The 18086-nt window shown below is 42.4% G+C and carries 19 protein-coding genes and 3 pseudogenes; 16 read left to right on the top strand and 6 right to left on the bottom strand.

Annotated elements, in window-relative coordinates:
• The first annotated feature begins 205 nt into the window (after positions 1-205).
• From RQP52_RS07935 to bshB2, 5 genes are all read left to right on the top strand, one after another.
• On the top strand, positions 206-571 hold the full coding sequence (locus tag RQP52_RS07935; RefSeq protein ID WP_315950676.1) for a DUF2089 domain-containing protein: 366 nt from the start codon (positions 206-208) through the stop codon (positions 569-571).
• 12 nt (positions 572-583) lie between these two features.
• Complete coding sequence (locus RQP52_RS07930) at positions 584-1015, top strand: hypothetical protein (RefSeq protein WP_315950675.1); 432 nt, start codon at positions 584-586, stop codon at positions 1013-1015.
• Positions 1016-1021: 6 nt separating this feature from the next.
• Positions 1022-1366: a hypothetical protein gene (locus RQP52_RS07925; protein WP_315950674.1), complete on the top strand. Its 345-nt coding sequence runs from the start codon at positions 1022-1024 to the stop codon at positions 1364-1366.
• Positions 1367-1531: 165 nt separating this feature from the next.
• On the top strand, positions 1532-1876 hold the full coding sequence (locus RQP52_RS07920; RefSeq protein WP_315950673.1) for a YojF family protein: 345 nt from the start codon (positions 1532-1534) through the stop codon (positions 1874-1876).
• Between the two features lie 22 nt (positions 1877-1898).
• On the top strand, positions 1899-2555 hold the full coding sequence (gene bshB2, locus RQP52_RS07915; protein WP_315950671.1) for a bacillithiol biosynthesis deacetylase BshB2: 657 nt from the start codon (positions 1899-1901) through the stop codon (positions 2553-2555).
• Between the two features lie 84 nt (positions 2556-2639).
• Here bshB2 and RQP52_RS07910 read toward each other — a convergent pair.
• A pseudogene (locus tag RQP52_RS07910) lies at positions 2640-2999 on the bottom strand (MerR family transcriptional regulator).
• A 104-nt stretch (positions 3000-3103) separates the two neighbouring features.
• Here RQP52_RS07910 and RQP52_RS07905 point away from each other — a divergent pair.
• Positions 3104-3814 carry an SDR family NAD(P)-dependent oxidoreductase gene (locus tag RQP52_RS07905; protein WP_315950669.1) on the top strand — a complete coding sequence of 237 codons (711 nt, stop codon included), beginning with the start codon at positions 3104-3106 and terminating at the stop codon, positions 3812-3814.
• A 109-nt stretch (positions 3815-3923) separates the two neighbouring features.
• Here the strand turns inward: RQP52_RS07905 and RQP52_RS07900 are convergent, their stop codons facing one another.
• Together RQP52_RS07900 and RQP52_RS07895 are read right to left on the bottom strand one after the other, a co-directional pair.
• A complete protein-coding gene (locus RQP52_RS07900) occupies positions 3924-5012 on the bottom strand; it encodes a M24 family metallopeptidase (protein WP_315950668.1) in 1089 nt (362 codons plus the stop codon).
• Positions 5013-5110: 98 nt separating this feature from the next.
• The gene (locus RQP52_RS07895) at positions 5111-6013 is read right to left on the bottom strand and encodes an AraC family transcriptional regulator (RefSeq protein WP_315950667.1); all 903 of its coding nucleotides are present in this window, start codon (positions 6011-6013) and stop codon (positions 5111-5113) included.
• 195 nt (positions 6014-6208) lie between these two features.
• Here RQP52_RS07895 and RQP52_RS07890 point away from each other — a divergent pair, with 195 nt between their 5' ends.
• The 4 genes and pseudogenes from RQP52_RS07890 (at position 6209) to RQP52_RS07875 (ending at position 8591) form a co-directional block, all read left to right on the top strand.
• Entirely contained in the window at positions 6209-7192 is a 984-nt protein-coding gene (locus RQP52_RS07890; protein WP_315950665.1) for an oxidoreductase, read from the top strand.
• 32 nt (positions 7193-7224) lie between these two features.
• The gene (locus RQP52_RS07885; RefSeq protein ID WP_315950664.1) at positions 7225-7485 is read left to right on the top strand and encodes a hypothetical protein; all 261 of its coding nucleotides are present in this window, start codon (positions 7225-7227) and stop codon (positions 7483-7485) included.
• Positions 7486-7785: 300 nt separating this feature from the next.
• Positions 7786-8067 (top strand): annotated as a pseudogene (locus RQP52_RS07880) (aldo/keto reductase); the annotation flags it as partial.
• 38 nt (positions 8068-8105) lie between these two features.
• Positions 8106-8591, top strand: a complete 486-nt coding sequence (locus tag RQP52_RS07875; RefSeq protein ID WP_315950663.1) for a DUF1572 family protein — start codon at positions 8106-8108, stop codon at positions 8589-8591.
• A 149-nt stretch (positions 8592-8740) separates the two neighbouring features.
• Here RQP52_RS07875 and RQP52_RS07870 read toward each other — a convergent pair whose 3' ends face one another.
• Entirely contained in the window at positions 8741-9637 is an 897-nt protein-coding gene (locus tag RQP52_RS07870; protein WP_315950662.1) for a LysR family transcriptional regulator, read from the bottom strand.
• Between the two features lie 213 nt (positions 9638-9850).
• Between RQP52_RS07870 and RQP52_RS07865 the strand changes: the two genes are divergently transcribed.
• The 4 genes from RQP52_RS07865 (at position 9851) to RQP52_RS07850 (ending at position 14220) form a co-directional block, all read left to right on the top strand.
• Positions 9851-10555 carry an SDR family NAD(P)-dependent oxidoreductase gene (locus tag RQP52_RS07865; protein ID WP_315950661.1) on the top strand — a complete coding sequence of 235 codons (705 nt, stop codon included), beginning with the start codon at positions 9851-9853 and terminating at the stop codon, positions 10553-10555.
• 162 nt (positions 10556-10717) lie between these two features.
• Positions 10718-11320: a histidine phosphatase family protein gene (locus RQP52_RS07860; RefSeq protein ID WP_315950660.1), complete on the top strand. Its 603-nt coding sequence runs from the start codon at positions 10718-10720 to the stop codon at positions 11318-11320.
• Positions 11321-11595: 275 nt separating this feature from the next.
• A complete protein-coding gene (locus RQP52_RS07855; RefSeq protein ID WP_315950659.1) occupies positions 11596-12702 on the top strand; it encodes a glucuronyl esterase domain-containing protein in 1107 nt (368 codons plus the stop codon).
• Between the two features lie 144 nt (positions 12703-12846).
• A complete protein-coding gene (locus tag RQP52_RS07850; protein WP_315950658.1) occupies positions 12847-14220 on the top strand; it encodes a TrkH family potassium uptake protein in 1374 nt (457 codons plus the stop codon).
• Between the two features lie 362 nt (positions 14221-14582).
• Here RQP52_RS07850 and RQP52_RS07845 read toward each other — a convergent pair whose 3' ends face one another.
• A complete protein-coding gene (locus tag RQP52_RS07845) occupies positions 14583-16244 on the bottom strand; it encodes a histidine kinase N-terminal 7TM domain-containing diguanylate cyclase (protein WP_315950657.1) in 1662 nt (553 codons plus the stop codon).
• 252 nt (positions 16245-16496) lie between these two features.
• Between RQP52_RS07845 and RQP52_RS07840 the strand changes: the two genes are divergently transcribed.
• Positions 16497-16805 (top strand): hypothetical protein, encoded by a 309-nt coding sequence (locus RQP52_RS07840; RefSeq protein ID WP_315950656.1) that lies wholly within the window; start codon positions 16497-16499, stop codon positions 16803-16805.
• A gap of 101 nt (positions 16806-16906) precedes the next feature.
• A pseudogene (locus RQP52_RS07835) lies at positions 16907-17428 on the top strand (SMI1/KNR4 family protein); the annotation flags it as partial.
• A 174-nt stretch (positions 17429-17602) separates the two neighbouring features.
• Here RQP52_RS07835 and RQP52_RS07830 read toward each other — a convergent pair.
• Complete coding sequence (locus RQP52_RS07830; RefSeq protein WP_315950654.1) at positions 17603-18007, bottom strand: VOC family protein; 405 nt, start codon at positions 18005-18007, stop codon at positions 17603-17605.
• Between the last annotated feature and the right edge of the window lie 79 nt (positions 18008-18086).

Raw genomic sequence — 18086 nt, 5'->3', positions numbered from 1 at the left:
AAAGGTTTATCTTTGAATCCGAGTATTGCTTGCTTCTGAGCAATACTCGGATTATTTGTTTTCAATCGAATTCTGCGATTTCTGATATTCAATATATTTAATGATAAAATTAATAAAATTAATTTTATGCTTGTAATTATTAATAATTATTGATTTACATTTTAAACTTAATGAATTATAATTTAGAAAAAGAAAGGGGCCGAGTATGAAATATCCCATCATCACACAGTGTCCTGTATGCGACCATCATTTGCACGCCGTCAAGCTGGAATGCGGACATTGCCGGACAACCATAGAGAACACATTTGAATTATCCAATCTGGCTCTACTCTCGCCCGAACAACTCCATTTTGTGATTACCTTTTTAGTGAACAGGGGCAACATTAAGGAAGTGGAGAAAGAGCTCGGAATATCTTACCCGACGGTGCGCGGTAAGCTCAATGATATCATTTCAGCCCTCGGATACGATACGCGGAAGAAGCCAGAAGTCGATGAGAAGAAGGTCATTGCCATGCTGGAGAACGGCGAAATCACTGCGGATGAAGCGGTCAAAATGCTGAAGGATGAATAAGGAGGAATAACGATGAAAGAAGAAATCAGCAAAGTGTTGTCCATGATGCAGGAGGGTAAAATTGATTCGGTCAAGGCTTCTGAGTTGATTGACGCACTTAAGGAGAAACAAACGGCTCCTACTTCGCATACCGTGCAGATGCTAGGGAAACCCAACGTTTCGAAGAAACTGTCATCGACTTCCGGTGGTTATTTAGATAAGACATTGAAAATAAGGGTAACTTCTCACGAAAATGATAATGTGAACATCAATTTGCCGATTAAACTAGTGAAAGCTGTACTCGCAGCGGGGCACAGCATCGCGTCCAATATTCCGCAGGCTGCGAAGTATGTGAAGGATATCGATATCGACCTTCTAATCGATGCCATAGAGAACGAGCTCGACGGGCAAATCATTGACATCCGCTCCGGTGTATCAGACACCGTCACCGTCGTGATTGAGTGACAGGTCATGATGATTGTGAAGGTTAAGAGTAAGGAGCACGCTTTTACGATTCCTGTCCCTTATACAGTCCTGCACATGGGGAGCGGTATTCTGACTTCCAATTTAATTCACCGCATATTGAAGGATTGTTTGAACAAATTCGGGGGAGATTCGGAAGGGCAATTGAATCGGAAGCATGATTTCGAAGTGGACAGCAGTCGGTTCGGGATCGAACTGGTGTTGTCGATTCTCCAAAACCGAAATACGAAGCAAGCCATTAGACAGCTCATCAAGGAGCTGCAGCGTTACAAAGGGACGGTTCTGGTCGATGTCAAAGCTCAGGACGGCACGGAAGTGTTGATTAAACTGTAAGCGAGTTTTTTAAAATCAATGAATGCCGCATAGGATGTGGCATTTTTTTTATGTCTTCATTCTCTTGTCGATATGGTTTCGCAGGCAAGATATGCTAAAATAATGTCATATCGGATAAACTTCTTCGAAGCACGATATCTATTTAAGGCAATTGGAGGGAAGTATATGCAGCTTATCGACAAGACGAAAGTCCAGCAGTTTATCGATATCCTTATTAATCAGGATTTATATATTCATCTCGAGATGACAACGGGGGCTTATGCCGCGCATCTGGATTCTACGAAACATCCGGCCGCGACCTTTATTTCGAACGCTGTTATTCGTTATTCTCACGGCTCGATTTCGGGCAATGGACCTTATCGCATCGGCTTGAAAACGGAGCAAGGTTGGGTTTATTCCGAAGGGCTTACTCACTATGAAGAAACGGATTCCGAAAGGCTTATCCTTGCGGGGCATGATACGGCGGGAAAACTTGTCGTGGCGCTGCAATTAAGCCGGGAACCGTTCTAAGTTAAAGGAGGATTGAACATACATGGAACGACACATTCTAGTTGTACTTCCACATCCGGACGATGAAGCATTCAGCGCGTCAGGAACGCTTGCCATGCATCTTAGCCAAGGATCAGAAGTCACTTACGCTTGTTTAACTTTAGGCGAAATGGGCCGCAATATGGGCATACCGCCTTTCGCCAATCGGGTCACATTGCCTGTCATTCGCAAACAGGAGCTTGAAGCTTCTTGCCGCGCCATTGGCATCCAGGATCTCAGGATGCTCGGCTTTCACGATAAAATGATCGAGTTCGAGGATAAAGCCAAGTTGGATGGAAGCATCGAAGAACTTATCAAAGAGCTTAATCCTTCTTTAGTCATTACTTTCCACCCGACCCTAAGTGTTCACCCGGATCACGAAGCATGCGGAGCGGCGGTAATCCGAACCATTGGCAGAATGCATGCCGACCGAAGGCCAACTGTGCATTGTATGGCATTCGCCAAAAATCATGAACAAGAAATTGGTAAACCCGATATCGTTCATGATGTAAAAAGCTTTTTGGAACAGAAGATGGCTTCTATTCAATCCCATAAGTCTCAATTCCAAGCCGCAGAATTATTAGGTAACAAGAAATTATCCGATCCTGAAATTTTGGCACGCTTCGGAACGGAACGATTCTGGACGTATCGATTCTCATAAAACATAGTTGAATGAAGAGATGAAGGCAGTCGGCACAAGTCGGCTGTCTTTAGTTCTTTAACGGGTGAATAGTTACATACGATATTAATAATTTTCCCCGCGATAATAGCGCTTCAACTTTTCTTCCAAATGAACGAGTTGCGCTTCTTTCTCCGCAATATCATTTAACAGCTTTTTCTTCTGATCTTCAATTAGTTTGATTCGCTCCGGCAGGGTTGAAGTTCCTTCGTTCACTTTGTCATAATACGTTTTGATGTCCTCCACACTCATCCCCGTTTCGCGAAGGCATTTGATAAAAATTAGCCAGTTCAGATCATTTTCCGTGTAGAGACGGTTATTCTACTCGTTTCGGGCCGCAGGTTGCAACAGTCCCTTTCTTTCGTAAAATCGGATCGCTCCAATATTGATTCCGACTTTCTTTGCCACTTCTCCAATCGTTAACATACATACCCTCTTTTTATGAAAAATTAATTGTTGACCTACACATAGTGTAGCATAGTAACTTTTAAATAGTTAATAAAATTCAAATGAAAGAAAGAAGGATTCGCATGAAAAAGATCGCTTTAGTGACTGGAGCAAATAAAGGAATCGGAATTGAAATCGTTAAGCAATTAGGCGAAGCAGGCTGGAAAGTCATCCTTGGAGCACGTAGTGTCGAACGCGGTGAAGCAGCTGTTTCCGAGCTAACTTCCATGGGGTTGGACGTAGAATTTGTGCAAATTGACATGCGAGACTTGAAAACCATCGAAATTGCAGCCGATACGATCAACAAGCGTTATCCGGAATTGAAGCTTCTGATCAATAACGCAGGTATGCCAGGCGCTTTTTCCCGCTCTTTTATGGAAACCAAAGAGGAAGATCTGAGGAATGCGTTCGAAGTTAACTTTTTCGGGACCTTTCGTTTGAACCAGCGGTTATTCCCTTTAATCAAAGATAACGAAGGTACAGTCGTCAATGTATCGACCGATATGGCTTCACTGGACCATATGCAAAATGCTGAGTTTACTTTAAATGCATTCGATTATAACTCATCGAAAACGGCCAACAATGCCATGACACTTTCAATGGCTTACGAAGTTAGAAACAGCAGAGCGCAAGTATTCGCGGTAACGCCTGGGTTCACATCAACAGATCTTAACGGCAATGCCGCAGGTGGTAAATCGAAAGAAGCTGCTGCTGCGATTATTGTGGGTTATGCGACAGATGGCAAACGTCATAATGCCGAATTCTTGGATGAGAAGGGCATTTACGCCTGGTAACTGTCAGCCATTGAAAGTAAAAAACTCTTGCTGCCTTTACATGGCGGACAAGAGTTTTTTATTGCACACAAGATACACAAGCCGGCATCACCTGCCTATGTTTGAAACATTACCCTATGACGGTAAGTCCCTTAGGGAAAGAGGTTAACACCTCGACGCCGCTGTCCGTGACGAGCACATCATCTTCAATCCGCACACCGCCGACGCCCGGAACGTAGATGCCCGGCTCAATCGTGAAGACCATGCCGCTGCGCAGCAGCTCTTGGTTTTGGCCGTGTACGGACGGATATTCGTGCACATCCATACCAAGACCGTGCCCGAGTCGATGCATGAAATACGTCCCGTAACCGGCGACTGTGATGTGATCGCGCGCCGCCTGGTCCAAGCTGGCGAGCGTAGCGCCGGGGTGAGTCGCTTCAATGGCCAGCAGGTTCGCCTGCAGCACCGTTTGATAAATTTTCGCTTGTTCTTCCGATATATCGCCAACCGCGAACGTTCGCGTAATATCGGATGCATATCCGTCTGCATAGACGCCGAGGTCGAATAAAAGCAGCTCTCCTTCGCGGACGGCCCGTGAACCCGGAACGCCGTGCGGCATCGCAGATTTCTCACCCGCCAGTACCATCGTCGAGAAGGAAGGTCCGCTCGCACCGAGCTTCTTCATCTGGTACTCCAGCTCCGCCACAAGTTCAATTTCGGTAACGCCTGGTTTCACTTGAGCGATGCCGGCTTGTAGCACATCCTCAATGATCCGTACCGCATGCTTCATGCGAATAACTTCATCCGGAGTTTTAATGACGCGCATCTCGCGCAGCGGCTCGTCAATATCGGCATAGACGGCTGCACCGACCGCTTGGCTTATTGCCTCGAACCGGCTAACCGTCATATAGTCCTTCTCCAGTCCCAGCGTTCGAATGCCGGATGGCAGAAGCTTGCTGAGAATTTCATAGGGATTATCGGTGTCCGTATGAGTATGGATTGCCTTTACGGTCGATGCGGCTTGCGCTGCTTCAAGATCCAGAGCCGGTACGATTAGCAGCGGTTCAGCGCCGCGTGGGATTAGCAAACCGAGAAAACGTTCATGTGGGTCGCTCGCAAACCCGGTCAAATAATACACATGTTTCGGCATCGTAATCAGCACAGCATCAATCGCTCGCTGATCCATATAAGCAACTAGTTGTTCAATTCGAGTATTCATGAAATTCATCAATCGTCCTTTCGGCGTTTACTGACACTGGGTTAATTTTCACATAATGAACTCATTATAATGTCAATAAGCGTCGGGTGACAAGGTTGTCACACATTCAACGTTCGCAGACGTTTGATATCTTGAATAGGCGAGAGACCGAACATTCTAGTATATTCTCGGCTAAAATGAGAAGGGCTCTCGTAACCTACCCGGAATGCGACTTCAGCAGCCTTAGTAGGTTCGCTTAATAAAAGGCTTCGAGCCGCTTGCAATCGCAGGTGTTTTTGAAATTGAATTGGGCTCATTGCGGTTATATCTTTAAAATGTCGATACAACGAGGGAACGCTCATATTGGCTATTTCCGCAAGATCATCGATACGCAATGGTTTTTCAAAATTTTGTTTGATATGGTCGATGGCATGGATGATTCGGTATGCACCGCTCCCATCCTTGACGATCTGTTCCAATGCGATCCCGTGATTTCCTTGTATAACGCGAAACAGAATTTCTTTTGTAATGAGCGGCGCAAGTAAGGGGATCTCTTCCGGGTGATCCAGCAATTGCACGAATCGTTTAACAGCATCCAATAATGCCTCTTCCATTTTTCCGACAAATAAACCTCGCTTTGCGTGTTCTTCCGGATGTGTCTGGATTTTGGACTCCTGAATGACCTCGAGTATTTGTTCTGGTGTAAATTTCAGCTTGAGCGCGAGATAGGGAGCTTCTGGGGAAGCTTCGATAACTTGGCTGATTACTGGCAAATCGACGGAGGCGGCAATATATTCAGCTGACTCATAGCGATAGAGTTCCTGAGCTAACGTGACTTCCTTTTTACCTTGAAAAACAAAACAAATTGAGCGGTCATGTACCCCGTGAGTGGGGGTTGTCCTTTTATCTTGACGAAAGAGAATCAAAGATGGAATCGAAGTGGGGTGCGAGCCGTTATTTTGTCGTGAATGACGTTCTATAAGATTAACAATATGTTCACGCAGTTCGAGTTGGCGATCCATAATCTCATCCTCCTTAACATACCCGATAGTTGTTCCAATCATAATATACAGTCACTTTCAACTGCAATGGATGTGATAGGAATAGGCAATCAATTGAGATGAATGTTTATACCGATCGGTCCTAAATCCGTTGCATAATGTAGAAGCTGAAGCCAAGGCTTTCATGCTAAAACAACAAACGGAGGAGATATCCTTATGGCAACGAAGCAAACTCCTATTAGCTCCGGTTTTGGAGCAACATCAACAGCAGCCGAGGTCATCCAAGGGATCGATTTAACTGGTAAAATCATTGTGGTTACTGGAGGCTATTCCGGCATCGGGTTAGAAACCGTTCGTGCATTCCACTCCGCAGGGGCCAAAGTTATCGTGCCCGCTCGAGATATAAATAAGGCTAAGGCTGCTCTCGCTGAAATGCCGGATGTCCTTATAGAGGTCATGGATTTGCTTCACCCCGCATCCATCGATGCTTTTGCAGATCGTTTCCTTAGACATTTTGACAAGCTGCACATTCTTGTCAACAATGCTGGCGTCATGGCTGCGCCGCTAGCTCGTGACGAACGCGGCAATGAATCCCAGTTTGCAGCTAATCATCTTGGACATTTTCAGCTGACCGTACGTCTTTGGCCGGCGCTGGTTCGCGCGGAAGGAGCGCGTGTTGTAGCCCTATCTTCTTATGGCTATATCAGAGGTGAAGTTGACTTTGATGATCCTCATTTCGAACATCGGGAATACCATCCTTGGGCTGCTTATGGTCAGGCGAAAAGCGCAAACGCTTTGTTCGCTGTGGCACTAGACTCGATTGGGCAACGTCAAGGCGTACGAGCTTTCTCGGTCCATCCAGGTGGCATTGCAACGGATTTGCAGAGACATTTGTCACAGACGGAATTGGATGCTGTTAAACTTTTTGATGAAAACGGTAAGCCAATTATCGACCCTGAAGGTGCAGATCGGAAAACTCCACAGCAGGGTGCGGCAACAAGCGTATGGTGTGCGACTAGTCCTCGATTGGAAGGCTTGGGAGGCGTTTATTGTGTCAATTGCGAGATTGCCCCTTTGTTACCGAACGATGAATCAATGGAAAGATTTGGCGTACGACCACGCGCCATCGATCCTGTTGCCGCTGGCCGCCTATGGCAGCTTAGCGAGCAGCTCACTGGCTCAAAAATCAAGCCTGAATAAGCTTGCAAATGACTATAGTTATATCCATGTTTATGGCTGCGATTGAAATGACGATTATTTCAACCGCTATGCCTAGCATTGTCGGTGAAATGGGAGGATTCACTACTGCTTCGAATATGTTCATGCGTCTATTAGGTAGCTCAGTCGGCGCTGCTTTGTTAGGTGGAATATTGAACTTTAGATTTAAAAGATTTGTATTAAGCTCTGATAATCCGTTGGGAAATGCCGTTTCGATAAATTCGATTAACCAAGTATTAGACTCTTCGAAAACGCATCAAATCCCGGCGGTTTGACAATTGCTCTTCACAGTGTCTATTGGGGGGTCTTAGTACTCGCTGTAATTACGATGCTTGGCACATTATTTTTACCTTTATAACAAAATACGGGATGATGAAATTCTAGCTATCATTTTATTAGATGCACAACATCTCATATCTGTATTATGAATGATTGCTAGTTTCAATGTATAGTAGAGATGAGCATTTCAACATAACAAAAGTATTAGTACTTGTGAATTGATATGTAATCCTACCTTTTAATAGACGGACCAACTTCATCAAACGGACTTTCGCAAAACGGATCCTCGACTTAGCGGCGAAAACCTGGCATCTAATATGCGTATCGTTGAAGCTTTAACTCAGATTGCTGATGCAAGAGGGGTCAAACCCTCACAGTTGGCATTGGCTTGGACGATCGCTCAGGGGTGTGTCCCGATTCCCGGAACTCGTCGGATTTCATACCTGGAGGAAAACGCTGCTGCCGCAGATATTGTACTAACACAAGATGAGTTAAGGCAGATTAATGAAGTCGCGCCAATAGGCATCACTGCTGGTGAACGTTATACTAAGGCCAATATGTCATATGTGAACATTTAAGAAGTGTATCTTACTATAATCTCAAATGAGGTGTTTATATGAAAGAGATAAAAAACATGTTAAATGACAGATTTGAGGTCATTGAGCGAAGGATCGTTTTGGTTTTGGAGCAGCTAAACGATGAACAAGTAAATTGGCGTCCTAACGAGTCAAGTAATAGTATTTCGAATTTAATCGTTCACATTAGCGGCAATATAAACGATCGTATTGGCAAAGGAATGAATAAGATACCGTTCACGAGAGACCGTGATGGGGAGTTTGAAGTGCATTTTATATCGAAAAATGATTTAATCGAGAATATTAAGACTTCATTTCATGAAGTTAAAGAGACATTAATGGCAATGGATAACGAAGGATTATTGCAAACTCAAAAAACAGGTAATCGTGAACAAACCAACTTAGAGATTTTTATTCAGAGTGCAACTCATTTCTCGGAACACATGGGGCAGATTTTATATATTGCGAAGATATTGAAAGATGAAGATTATTTGACAACAACTGTTCCAAAGAAGAAACGGATTTAAGTGAGATTTGAAAAGAGGGAGTCTCCGCTATAGCCCAATTCATTGTCATTGGAGAAGCTCTGCGCAAGTGTACCTCTTACTAAGGCTGCCATTCGGCAGTCTTTTTTCATCTATTGGACTTACAGACAATGTGGTAGACTATGTACCGGTTAATTCTGCTGAGATCGTATTTCCTTAATGATTTCTAAAAACTGATTGGCATCCTCAGAAGGATATAAGGGATACATCAAGCCATAGGGGATTGCGAAGTCCAAGTCGCTAGGAATTGTTACTAGGGACGGATGAATATCTGCCCATACATCTAAAGTTAGTAAGACAACACCACTTTCCTCACATCGATTAAAAATATCAATATCATATAGACGCGGAATATCTTTAATTCGGATTTTAGGGTGATTCTTTATCATAAAATCACGAATTTCATCAATTACTGCGCTACCTCCACCATTTACTACAGCCAATTCCTCTCCATACAAATCATTCACAGATATTGTTTTTTTAGAAGCCAGCCGATGGTTTCGAGATAAAGCAAAGCAAAAACGATTAGTTCCCAACTCAAGTACTTGGAAATATTCCTTTAAATTCTCTGTATGGATAGGCCCTACGATGAAATCATAGTTTTTGCCGATAGTACGATAAGTGGTTGGGAGTGTATGTGAATCATCCTCAAAATGCACGATATTGATTTTGAATTGCGGGAATTGGTTGCTGACTTCATTCCACATATCCAGCAAAACCTTGCAGGGATTAAGCATAGAGGTTCCCACGCGAATTACAAGTTGATTTGCTTGTACGAATTGACGCATTCGCAGCAAAGCTTCTTCGAAATACTGCACCATAAATGTCGCATCCTTGATAAAGGATTTTCCGGCTTTGGTCAGTTCAATTCCATGATTAGTGCGGATCAAAAGAGGCATGCCTACATGTTTTTCCAATAGATTCATTTGCTTCATCACAGCGGTAGGAGAAATAAAAAGTTTTTCAGCTGCTTTTGAAAAGCTACCGGACTCTACGACCTGAATAAATGTATTCAATTGTTCTAGCATTCTATGACCCCTTTTGCATAAACCAATAGTTGATACCATGCTAACTTATTTGAACTTCCGTATCAAGTTCTTCAACTGTAACATTAGAGATGAAAAGAGCAAAGCACTTTGAAGCTTGCTGATATCATGCATTGATTTCATTTTCAGGACTGCTGGATCGGTTTCTTCACAGAAGCGGTTAGGCTAATCTCCTACAAGAAAGGAATATTTATTATGGAAATTCGTAACAAGGTCGTTTTTATAACTGGAGCATCTGCTGGTATCGGCTTAGGCACAGTAAGACAATTTGCTGCTGCCGGTGCTAAATTAGCACTAGTAGCCCGATCTGCCGATGTACTAAATCATCTCGCCAAGGAATTACAGAACCAGGGTATTGATGCTGTCGCTATGCCTGCTGACGTGAGTGATCCCAGGCAAGTACAACGAGCCATCGAGGAAACGGTGCTCCACTTTGGCCGCCTGGATGTGGTCATCAATAACGTAGGACAAGCTGCAGTTGGCAAGGTTGCTGACCTAAATCCTGATGACTTCCGCAAGATCTTCGAACTCAATGTACTAGGACCGATAGCAGCTATGCAATCTGCGATCCCTGTCATGCGAAGGCAAGGGGGAGGTATGATCATCAATATAAGCTCTGTGGTATCCAAGATGCATATTGCTGGATTGGGTGCTTATGCTGCAACCAAAGCTGCTTTGAACATGATTTCCGATACAGCACGAGATGAGTTAGCCTCAGATCATATCCGTCTAATAACCGTTTATCCGCGCTCAACCGCAACGGATTTTGGCAAGAACGCTCTAGGGGCTCATGAGCAGCAACAACAAGGTTCTTCTTCTCCAAAAGATACTCCTGAAATGGTCGCAGAGAAAATTTTGTTTGCAGCTTTAAATGAGTCAGACGAGCAATATATGGATTAATTATCAAAAGAAGTAGGCAGCCAGCAAATGGCTGCCGTTTTTTGAATTAACGGGCAAAATAAACCCTTTGTATCTTTTTGATGATCTAGAATTGTTTTATAATCTAATTAGATAATTGACTAATTAGACTGACATCAAAATGGTCCCTGGTGGAGTGATAAAATGAGCACTGATTTTTACCTTGTTAGACACGCGATTAAAGAAAAGGATGCTGGTGATGTCTCCATCTCAGTTGAAGGTTTAGAGCAAGCGCATGTTACAGCAAGATATCTAAATAAATTTCCCATATCAAGAATATTCAGCAGTCCGCTAAAAAGAGCAAAACAAACAGCTCAGATTATCGGAAAGGCAGCCAAAATACCATTTGTCGAGGATATTCGCTTACGAGAGCGTGCTAATTGGGGGGACCTGCCAGGACAAACCTTTGAAGAATTTGTAGATATGTGGAACCAATGTACGAGGGAAAGAGACTTTTTGCCACCTATCGGTGATTCTGCAAGGAGAGCAGGCGAACGATTATCTTCATGCTTAATAGAATTATCAGTTGAATTTCCATGTGAAAGTATCGTTATTGTTACTCACGGCGGATTGATAACAGACTTTTTGTTAAATGAATTCTCTCAAGATGAGCTTAATCATACACACTCCAATTTTATAAATGAACAAAGCAATTTGATTGCAGAATGCTCTATAACTAGAATTAGTTGTGTTGGTAAAGAATTTAAATTATTTGAGTTTGCTAACATTACTCATTTATCTTGTTAGACACTGTTGCAAGGAAAGAGGAGGAAACATGAACGACTTCCTACGACTTTCTCTAAACGAGGATTTGCCGCGGCAGAGCCTAATTCGTAACCTTGTTCTTTCACTCCCAATAAACCTTCGATTACGTCACCTGCAATCACACTTAGAAAAAGATGGAATTAATAACCTATAAAAATGAAATAGCCCCCTAATTCATACGAAGTGGATCCGTAATAAGGTTAAATCAAGATTTTAACTGCTGAAGCGAAGAAATAAATACGAGGGGGAGGAATCGGATGGAGGAGAGAAAAAGATCACTACCAGAGCTTTTTGAAAGCAGCAATGGCCGTCGTGTTAAGACTGTTGAAGATTGGAGAAGTTTCAGACGTCCTGAAATTATCGAATTATATCGTGAATATGTGTATGGAAGAGAGCCGGTTGGCCGTCCCGATTCCTTACGATTTCATGTCGTGATGGAAAGGCTGGTTATGCAGGGAACAGTTGTACATAAACAGATCGATATCAAATTTACAGGGCTAGGCGGCGAAGGACTTATTCGTTTACAGCTCTATATCCCAGTAACCGAGTCAAGGGTACCTGCTTTTATCTACGCGGCAATCAAAGGTCAACGTGTGTCAGAAGTGGAAGTAGAGGAATGTTCGGCTTATTGGCCGGTGAAGGATATTGTTTCCCGAGGTTATGCGGCTGTTTCCTACCATGTGGAAGATTTGGACCCGGATTTTTATGATGAAGGCTATCAGAATGGGGTCCACGGTGTATTCGATTCGCCAGATCATTCACGATCGCCGGATGCCTGGGGAGCTATGTCCGCATGGGCATGGGGCTCGAGCCGTGTCATGGACTATTTGGAGACGGATTCCCGTATTGATTCAGAGCGGGTAGCCATTGTCGGTTATTCCAGAAGCGGTAAAGCCTGCTTGTGGGCGGGTGCGTTGGATGAGCGATTCGCCTTAGTTGTCAGCAATGATTCCGGCTGTTCGGGAGCAGCCATTTCGCGAGGCAAGACAGGAGAGAGGCTCTTGAACATTAACCGTGGAAATCTGCATTGGTTTAACGATAACTATAAGAAGTTTAATGAACGGGAAGATGAACTGCCGATAGATCAACATCTATTGCTATCGCTCATTGCCCCCCGTCATCTCTATGTAGCCAGCGCTTCAGAAGACAATTGGGCTGATCCTGAATCCGAGTTTTTAGGTTTACTTCTTGCGCAACCGGTCTATACGCTTTATGGATTCAGCGCTTTAGATACTGACCAGATGCCGCCTATGAATTCTCCTGTGTGCAGCGAGAGAGTGGGCTATCATCTCAGAGAAGGAAAACACGACATTACTCGCTATGACTGGAAGTGCTTTATGGATTTTGCAGATAGAACACTTTAGCATGAATGTGGACTGATGATGCATTTATCACGATAAGGGAGCAGACGCCGCGGTTAATTGTTGATGAGAAGAATAATACCTATGATATTTGGGCAAAAAATGGTAGTACTATTCTGCGTCAACAAGTGATTAAGGAGGAGGAACATGCGCTCTGGACGGTCCAGATTAAGAAATTGGATAGAAAAACGATCACCCGCCCAAGTGATTACTGGTTATTATTTTTTGGCCATGATAATTTCCATTGTATTATTTAGTATCCCTGCTGTACAAAAGCCTGGCGTTCATGTTTCTTTCTTCCAAACAGTCTTTACCGCAGTAAGTGTTGCAAGCGATACGGGACTTGCCGTATTTAATGTTGCAGAAACCTACAGCGTCTTCGGTTATTTTGTCATCATGCTGGTTTTGCAATTTGGGGGAATCGGTATTATGGCGATGAGCACTTTTTTTTGGCTCCTGTTTGACCGACGAATCGGATTAAGCCAGCGCCGTCTCATCATGGCAGATAATAATCGGTTTGAAATGTCAGGTCTCGTACATATGATGAGAGAAATATTAGTGATTACCCTTCTTACAGAGCTTATTGGGGGACTTATTTTCGGGATCCGTTTCTTAGCGTATTATGATCGATGGCAGGATGCGTTTCTTCAGGGCTTATTTGCCTCAGTCAGCGCAACGACGAATGCCGGTATGGATATTACCGGACAATCGCTGATTCCGTATGCGAACGATTACTTTGTACAGTTGCTTACAGTTGCATTGATCATTTTCGGAGCTATTGGTTTTCCCGTGTTAATTGAAGGAAAGGCGTTTATCACCCATCTTAGAACAAGGTCTAAAGAGATCTTTCGCTTTTCGCTTTTTACAAAAATAACGACAGTTACTTATGGATTTCTTCTTGTGCTCGGGACGATCCTTATGCTGCTATTTGAGAGCGATCATTTTTTAAAAGACATGCCTTTGATGGAAAGGTTTTTCTATGCTTTTTTCCAAACTGCAACAACGAGAAGCGCAGGGCTTACAACGATGGACATTAATCATTTATCCGTACCAACACTTCTCTTAATGAGTTTATATATGTTTATCGGGGGATCTCCCAATTCCGTAGGCGGAGGAATCCGTACCACAACGTTTGCTTTAAATATGCTTTTCATTTATCAGTTCTCGAGAGGCTATCGCTCCATCAAGTTATTCCGAAGAGAGGTGCATCAGGAAGATATTCTGAAAGCACTCGCCATTTTTCTTCTCGCCACTGTACTATGCGTGATATCGGTTATTGCCATCTGCAATGTGAATCATGAACTGCCGCTAATCGCGATTATATTGGAGGTATGCTCTGCCTTTGGCACTGTGGGCTTATCTCTTGGCGTTACGCCGGATCTTGGCATGTTCTCTCAATGTCTCCTTATGGTGCTCATGTTTCTCGGAAGAATTGGCTTAACCACTTGCTTCTTCTTTCTTCGGGGCAAGCAAGACGACCCCAAATATCGTTATCCAGTCGAACGGATCATGACGGGATAGAGAAGAAACCAGCAAACTTTTGTTTGCTGGTTTTTTGCACGTTAAAACATATTTGCCGCCAAACTGTTGGTGTATCTATAAAGATTATTAAATGGGATGCTAATGATTATTGGTTAATAAAAACGGACTTGTAGCACATGGAAAGCCCTCTGATTAACGATTCGAGAAAAAGTCGCTTTAAAGATTGTATCCATTTATTCGATTGTAAGAAATAATGAGATAAGTTTTACACCTTACTTGGGTATTAGAACTATAAGCGATCTTTTGTAGAGGAAATGAAAGAACGTGCACGAGCTTGGAGAGGAATGATATGAAAGCAAAAAAAGATTGAACTAATGGGTGAACGTTAGTTCAATCTTTTTTTATCTTACAACACTGACGATCCGATTTCGGCCTTCTTCTTTTGCTTTATACAAAGCTTTATCTACAGATTCAAGCAATTCGTTTAAATATGTATGAGGACTTCTTAGACTTTCCATAGTGAAATTATTAATCGTTAGTAATCCGATACTGATTGTAATCGATAAAGATTGAGGTGAATTTTTAACGATCATCTTATTGGATTCAACGGTGGATTTGACTCGCTCAGCTAAGAGATTTGCCTGTAATTGACCCGTTCGCGGTAAATAGATGATAAATTCCTCCCCGCCATAACGAGCCAAAATATCCGTTTGCCGTAGGGTTTGTTGGATTGCTGTCACTGTGCTAATTATCATTTGATCACCGACTAAATGGCCGTAACTGTCGTTGATGAACTTAAAATAGTCGATATCTAATAAAATTACTGAGAACGGGATTTGGTGTTTGATATTATTCACTACTTCTTTCTCTAACTTTTGTGTCAGGTAAAGGCGATTATAAATACCTGTCAGACCATCCGTTATGGCCATCTTTTCAAGTTTCCGGTTTGTTAGAGAGAGTTCATCTTGTTTGATAATTAATGATTGGTTGCGTTCTTGCAGGATTTCGTTCTGAAAATTCGTTTCATGAATAAGACGATAAAGTTCACTCACATCTTGAAATGTGATAACTCGTCCCACTATTTCATTATCAACGCTGATAGGTGCCGTTTGAATATTGACATGTTTTCCATTATGGAACTTCATTTCGATCTGCGTTCTCTTCAAAGGGTGCTTTTGATACGTTTGAAGGAACAAGTGAATATTGCTCCTAGATTGCCCTTTAGAGAGAAGATTGGCCATATCAAAAAGGGATCCTATTCGGAAGTCAATATGAGGAAGTAGAGCGCGATTTATTTCCACAACTACTTCATTATCATCGAGTACCAGAATCCCATGATCTATTGTGTCTATAATATCTTGATGAGCTATTTTCACAATATCAAATGCTTTATCGCGATGAATGGCTATAACAAAGAAAATGACAGAAAGTAATATGCCTAATGATGTCAACCCTGGAATGGCGGGTAAAGGTAAATTAAGGACAACATTAAAGAAAATATCTAATAATATGAAAACGGTCATTACCGTAATTCCTTTAAACACTTGCTTGACCTGCGTTTTGATACGTGGTGCCTTGTCGGATAGTAATGCTCGACTCATAAGATATAACGAAACGGCAATATAGCCAATTAAGACCGTAATGAGATACCAAAAAAGGAGTCCATAAGACCTGTGGATGTAATTACCTTGCAAAGGTAGAACGAACTTACCATTTGGATTGGCAATGACGCAGATTGCTACGAATAGAGCCGGAACAAAAAGCAATATTGATATTTTTTTTCTCAGAAATTGTGCATGTCCAGTGAGAAATATAGTGAAAAGAAGCCAACCGACGGCAATCAAGCACATGTCGATAAAAGATAGTTTTAAATAAAATAATTGAACTTTGGGAGTGTCCACCGCTCTAATGGCAAATTGGCAGATAGGCCAGAACATCATACAAAAATGGAATGTTAAATAAACTTTGTGCAAAATCGTGATTGTAACGGAAGCAAATACATAGACAAATAATGCAAACAAAAGTAAAAACAAAGTTAAGTCAATAAACGACAAAAAATCCATTTTACACCCTCTAAAGTAATAATAATATTCTTATAATTACTAGCTTTGGGCCAAAAGTCCTGCTTCATTTTACGAATATATTATATAAGTGAGAATATCCCAACTTTTCGTTACCTAAAGTGGTATAAACGCTCTCTGGCTTTGACAGTTTTCTCATTTCATTGTGTTGTGCTGTGATATAATAATTTTTGGAATAAAAGGATGAAGCGAGGTTGAAATCGTGATAGGGAAAGGGAAGAGAGGAGCATCATTATGAACAAAAAAGCGTTAAGCATCATATTCCTTGTCATAGGCGGACTTGCATTGCTGCCTTATACTTTCTTGATGATTGCAAACATCATGCAGATAGCTGGGGTTCGGTCGGAAGGCGATAGCGCCCTGTTATTATTTGTCGTATACGCATTTGTAATCGTGTCCAGCCTGTATTTGATTACGTATTTGGTGTGTTTGATTCTCGCGATCGTCAAGCGAAAGCAAGGAATGTTACTCATTTCGGCCATTCCACTTTTTCATTTGCTGTTGGTTATTGTGTTGCTTTTAGTTTGGTTCTTATTTGATTAGGAAATTGGATTAGAGGATGAATACTTGTTAAATTGTGAAGCATTTAGGCAGCTGGTTATTAAATTAACTTAGGTTCTCAAAAACTGGGGGTATACCTTGCCATGGAATATTTTATGAATTTTAATCTTGCCGACTTTTGGGAGAAAAGTGACTATGCATTAAAAGCCTATGTGGAAGATTATCCATCAGACGAACTTATTAAATCAATCGAAAACGAATTGAATTACAAATTACCGACTTCTTATGTAAGTCTAATGAAATTACAGAATGGTGGAATACCGAAAAATACTTGTTTTCCCACTACGAGTCCTACATCATGGGCGGAAGACCACATTGCAATTACAGGTATTATGGGTATCGGTCGAACCAAAAATTACTCGTTATGCGGAAATCTCGGGAGTCAATTTATGATTGATGAATGGCAATATCCAGCTATTGGCATAGTAATTTGCGATTGTCCGTCTGCTGGTCACGATGTAATCATGCTTGATTATCGAAAGTGCGGCAAAGACGGAGAGCCGGAAGTAGTGCACGTAGATCAAGAGGGTAATTATCATATTACGTTTCTGGCGAAAGATTTTGAAACTTTTATTAGGGGACTAGTCAATGATCAAACATATGATTAATGTAGGATGATAGCTAAGTCTACTCTAAAGGTTTATATATTCTTCGAACATAAATAAAGAAGAAGTTAGACAAAAAAAGAGACCATAGCTCGATGTTATGGTCTCTTACTATAAAGCTGTCAGTAAAATAACTAACTACGAAATTTCACCTCATTCAACTTTAACTGTTCGTCAAAGCCTACCGCTGAACCGTTTGATCGCATCCTCGGTCACCGGTGTGAAGAGATTAATCAGGTTACCGTCGGGATCGCGAAACAGCACAGCACGGTTCCCCCACGGCATCGTGGTTGGTTCTTTTACCCACTCGACGACAAACGGCTTCAAGCGTTCGTATTCGGCATCGACATTGTGGACGTGAAACTCGAGGATGACGGTGCGATTGTCGGCCGCCACGGCGGAACCAGCGCCGAACAGTTGCACTGTCTGGGAGTGGCCGATCGCCAGTGTGCATGATGGCATAACAAATTCGGCAAAGACAGGTGCGGGGCGCTCCGCAGAGACACCCAAAACTTTCTCATAGAACTCAACAAGACGATCCACGCCGTCGGTAATGATGCGTACAGAAGCAAAATTCATGAAATACCACCCTTCCTATAATAAATGATACAAAACTGCATCACATCTTTTTGTGTTAAAAGACTTCGCATCTATCTTC

Source organism: Paenibacillus violae (genome assembly GCF_032461945.1).
Taxonomy (GTDB): Bacteria; Bacillota; Bacilli; order Paenibacillales; family NBRC-103111; genus Paenibacillus_E; species Paenibacillus_E violae.
The sequence above is the reverse complement of the archived record's forward strand: the minus strand, read 5'-3'. Positions and strand labels throughout refer to the sequence as shown.

Coding starts and splice junctions, on each gene's coding strand:
- RQP52_RS07850 (WP_315950658.1), top strand. CDS start 12,847: ATGCGCTCTGGACGGTCCAGATTAAGAAATTGGATAGAAAAACGATCA.
- RQP52_RS07935 (WP_315950676.1), top strand. CDS start 206: ATGAAATATCCCATCATCACACAGTGTCCTGTATGCGACCATCATTTG.
- RQP52_RS07925 (WP_315950674.1), top strand. CDS start 1,022: ATGATGATTGTGAAGGTTAAGAGTAAGGAGCACGCTTTTACGATTCCT.
- RQP52_RS07920 (WP_315950673.1), top strand. CDS start 1,532: ATGCAGCTTATCGACAAGACGAAAGTCCAGCAGTTTATCGATATCCTT.
- RQP52_RS07855 (WP_315950659.1), top strand. CDS start 11,596: ATGGAGGAGAGAAAAAGATCACTACCAGAGCTTTTTGAAAGCAGCAAT.
- RQP52_RS07870 (WP_315950662.1), bottom strand. CDS start 9,637: ATGCTAGAACAATTGAATACATTTATTCAGGTCGTAGAGTCCGGTAGC.
- RQP52_RS07845 (WP_315950657.1), bottom strand. CDS start 16,244: ATGGATTTTTTGTCGTTTATTGACTTAACTTTGTTTTTACTTTTGTTT.
- RQP52_RS07875 (WP_315950663.1), top strand. CDS start 8,106: ATGAAAGAGATAAAAAACATGTTAAATGACAGATTTGAGGTCATTGAG.
- RQP52_RS07890 (WP_315950665.1), top strand. CDS start 6,209: ATGGCAACGAAGCAAACTCCTATTAGCTCCGGTTTTGGAGCAACATCA.
- RQP52_RS07905 (WP_315950669.1), top strand. CDS start 3,104: ATGAAAAAGATCGCTTTAGTGACTGGAGCAAATAAAGGAATCGGAATT.
- RQP52_RS07895 (WP_315950667.1), bottom strand. CDS start 6,013: ATGGATCGCCAACTCGAACTGCGTGAACATATTGTTAATCTTATAGAA.
- RQP52_RS07865 (WP_315950661.1), top strand. CDS start 9,851: ATGGAAATTCGTAACAAGGTCGTTTTTATAACTGGAGCATCTGCTGGT.
- RQP52_RS07840 (WP_315950656.1), top strand. CDS start 16,497: ATGAACAAAAAAGCGTTAAGCATCATATTCCTTGTCATAGGCGGACTT.
- RQP52_RS07885 (WP_315950664.1), top strand. CDS start 7,225: ATGGCTGCGATTGAAATGACGATTATTTCAACCGCTATGCCTAGCATT.
- RQP52_RS07830 (WP_315950654.1), bottom strand. CDS start 18,007: ATGAATTTTGCTTCTGTACGCATCATTACCGACGGCGTGGATCGTCTT.
- RQP52_RS07860 (WP_315950660.1), top strand. CDS start 10,718: ATGAGCACTGATTTTTACCTTGTTAGACACGCGATTAAAGAAAAGGAT.
- RQP52_RS07930 (WP_315950675.1), top strand. CDS start 584: ATGAAAGAAGAAATCAGCAAAGTGTTGTCCATGATGCAGGAGGGTAAA.
- RQP52_RS07900 (WP_315950668.1), bottom strand. CDS start 5,012: ATGAATACTCGAATTGAACAACTAGTTGCTTATATGGATCAGCGAGCG.
- bshB2 (WP_315950671.1), top strand. CDS start 1,899: ATGGAACGACACATTCTAGTTGTACTTCCACATCCGGACGATGAAGCA.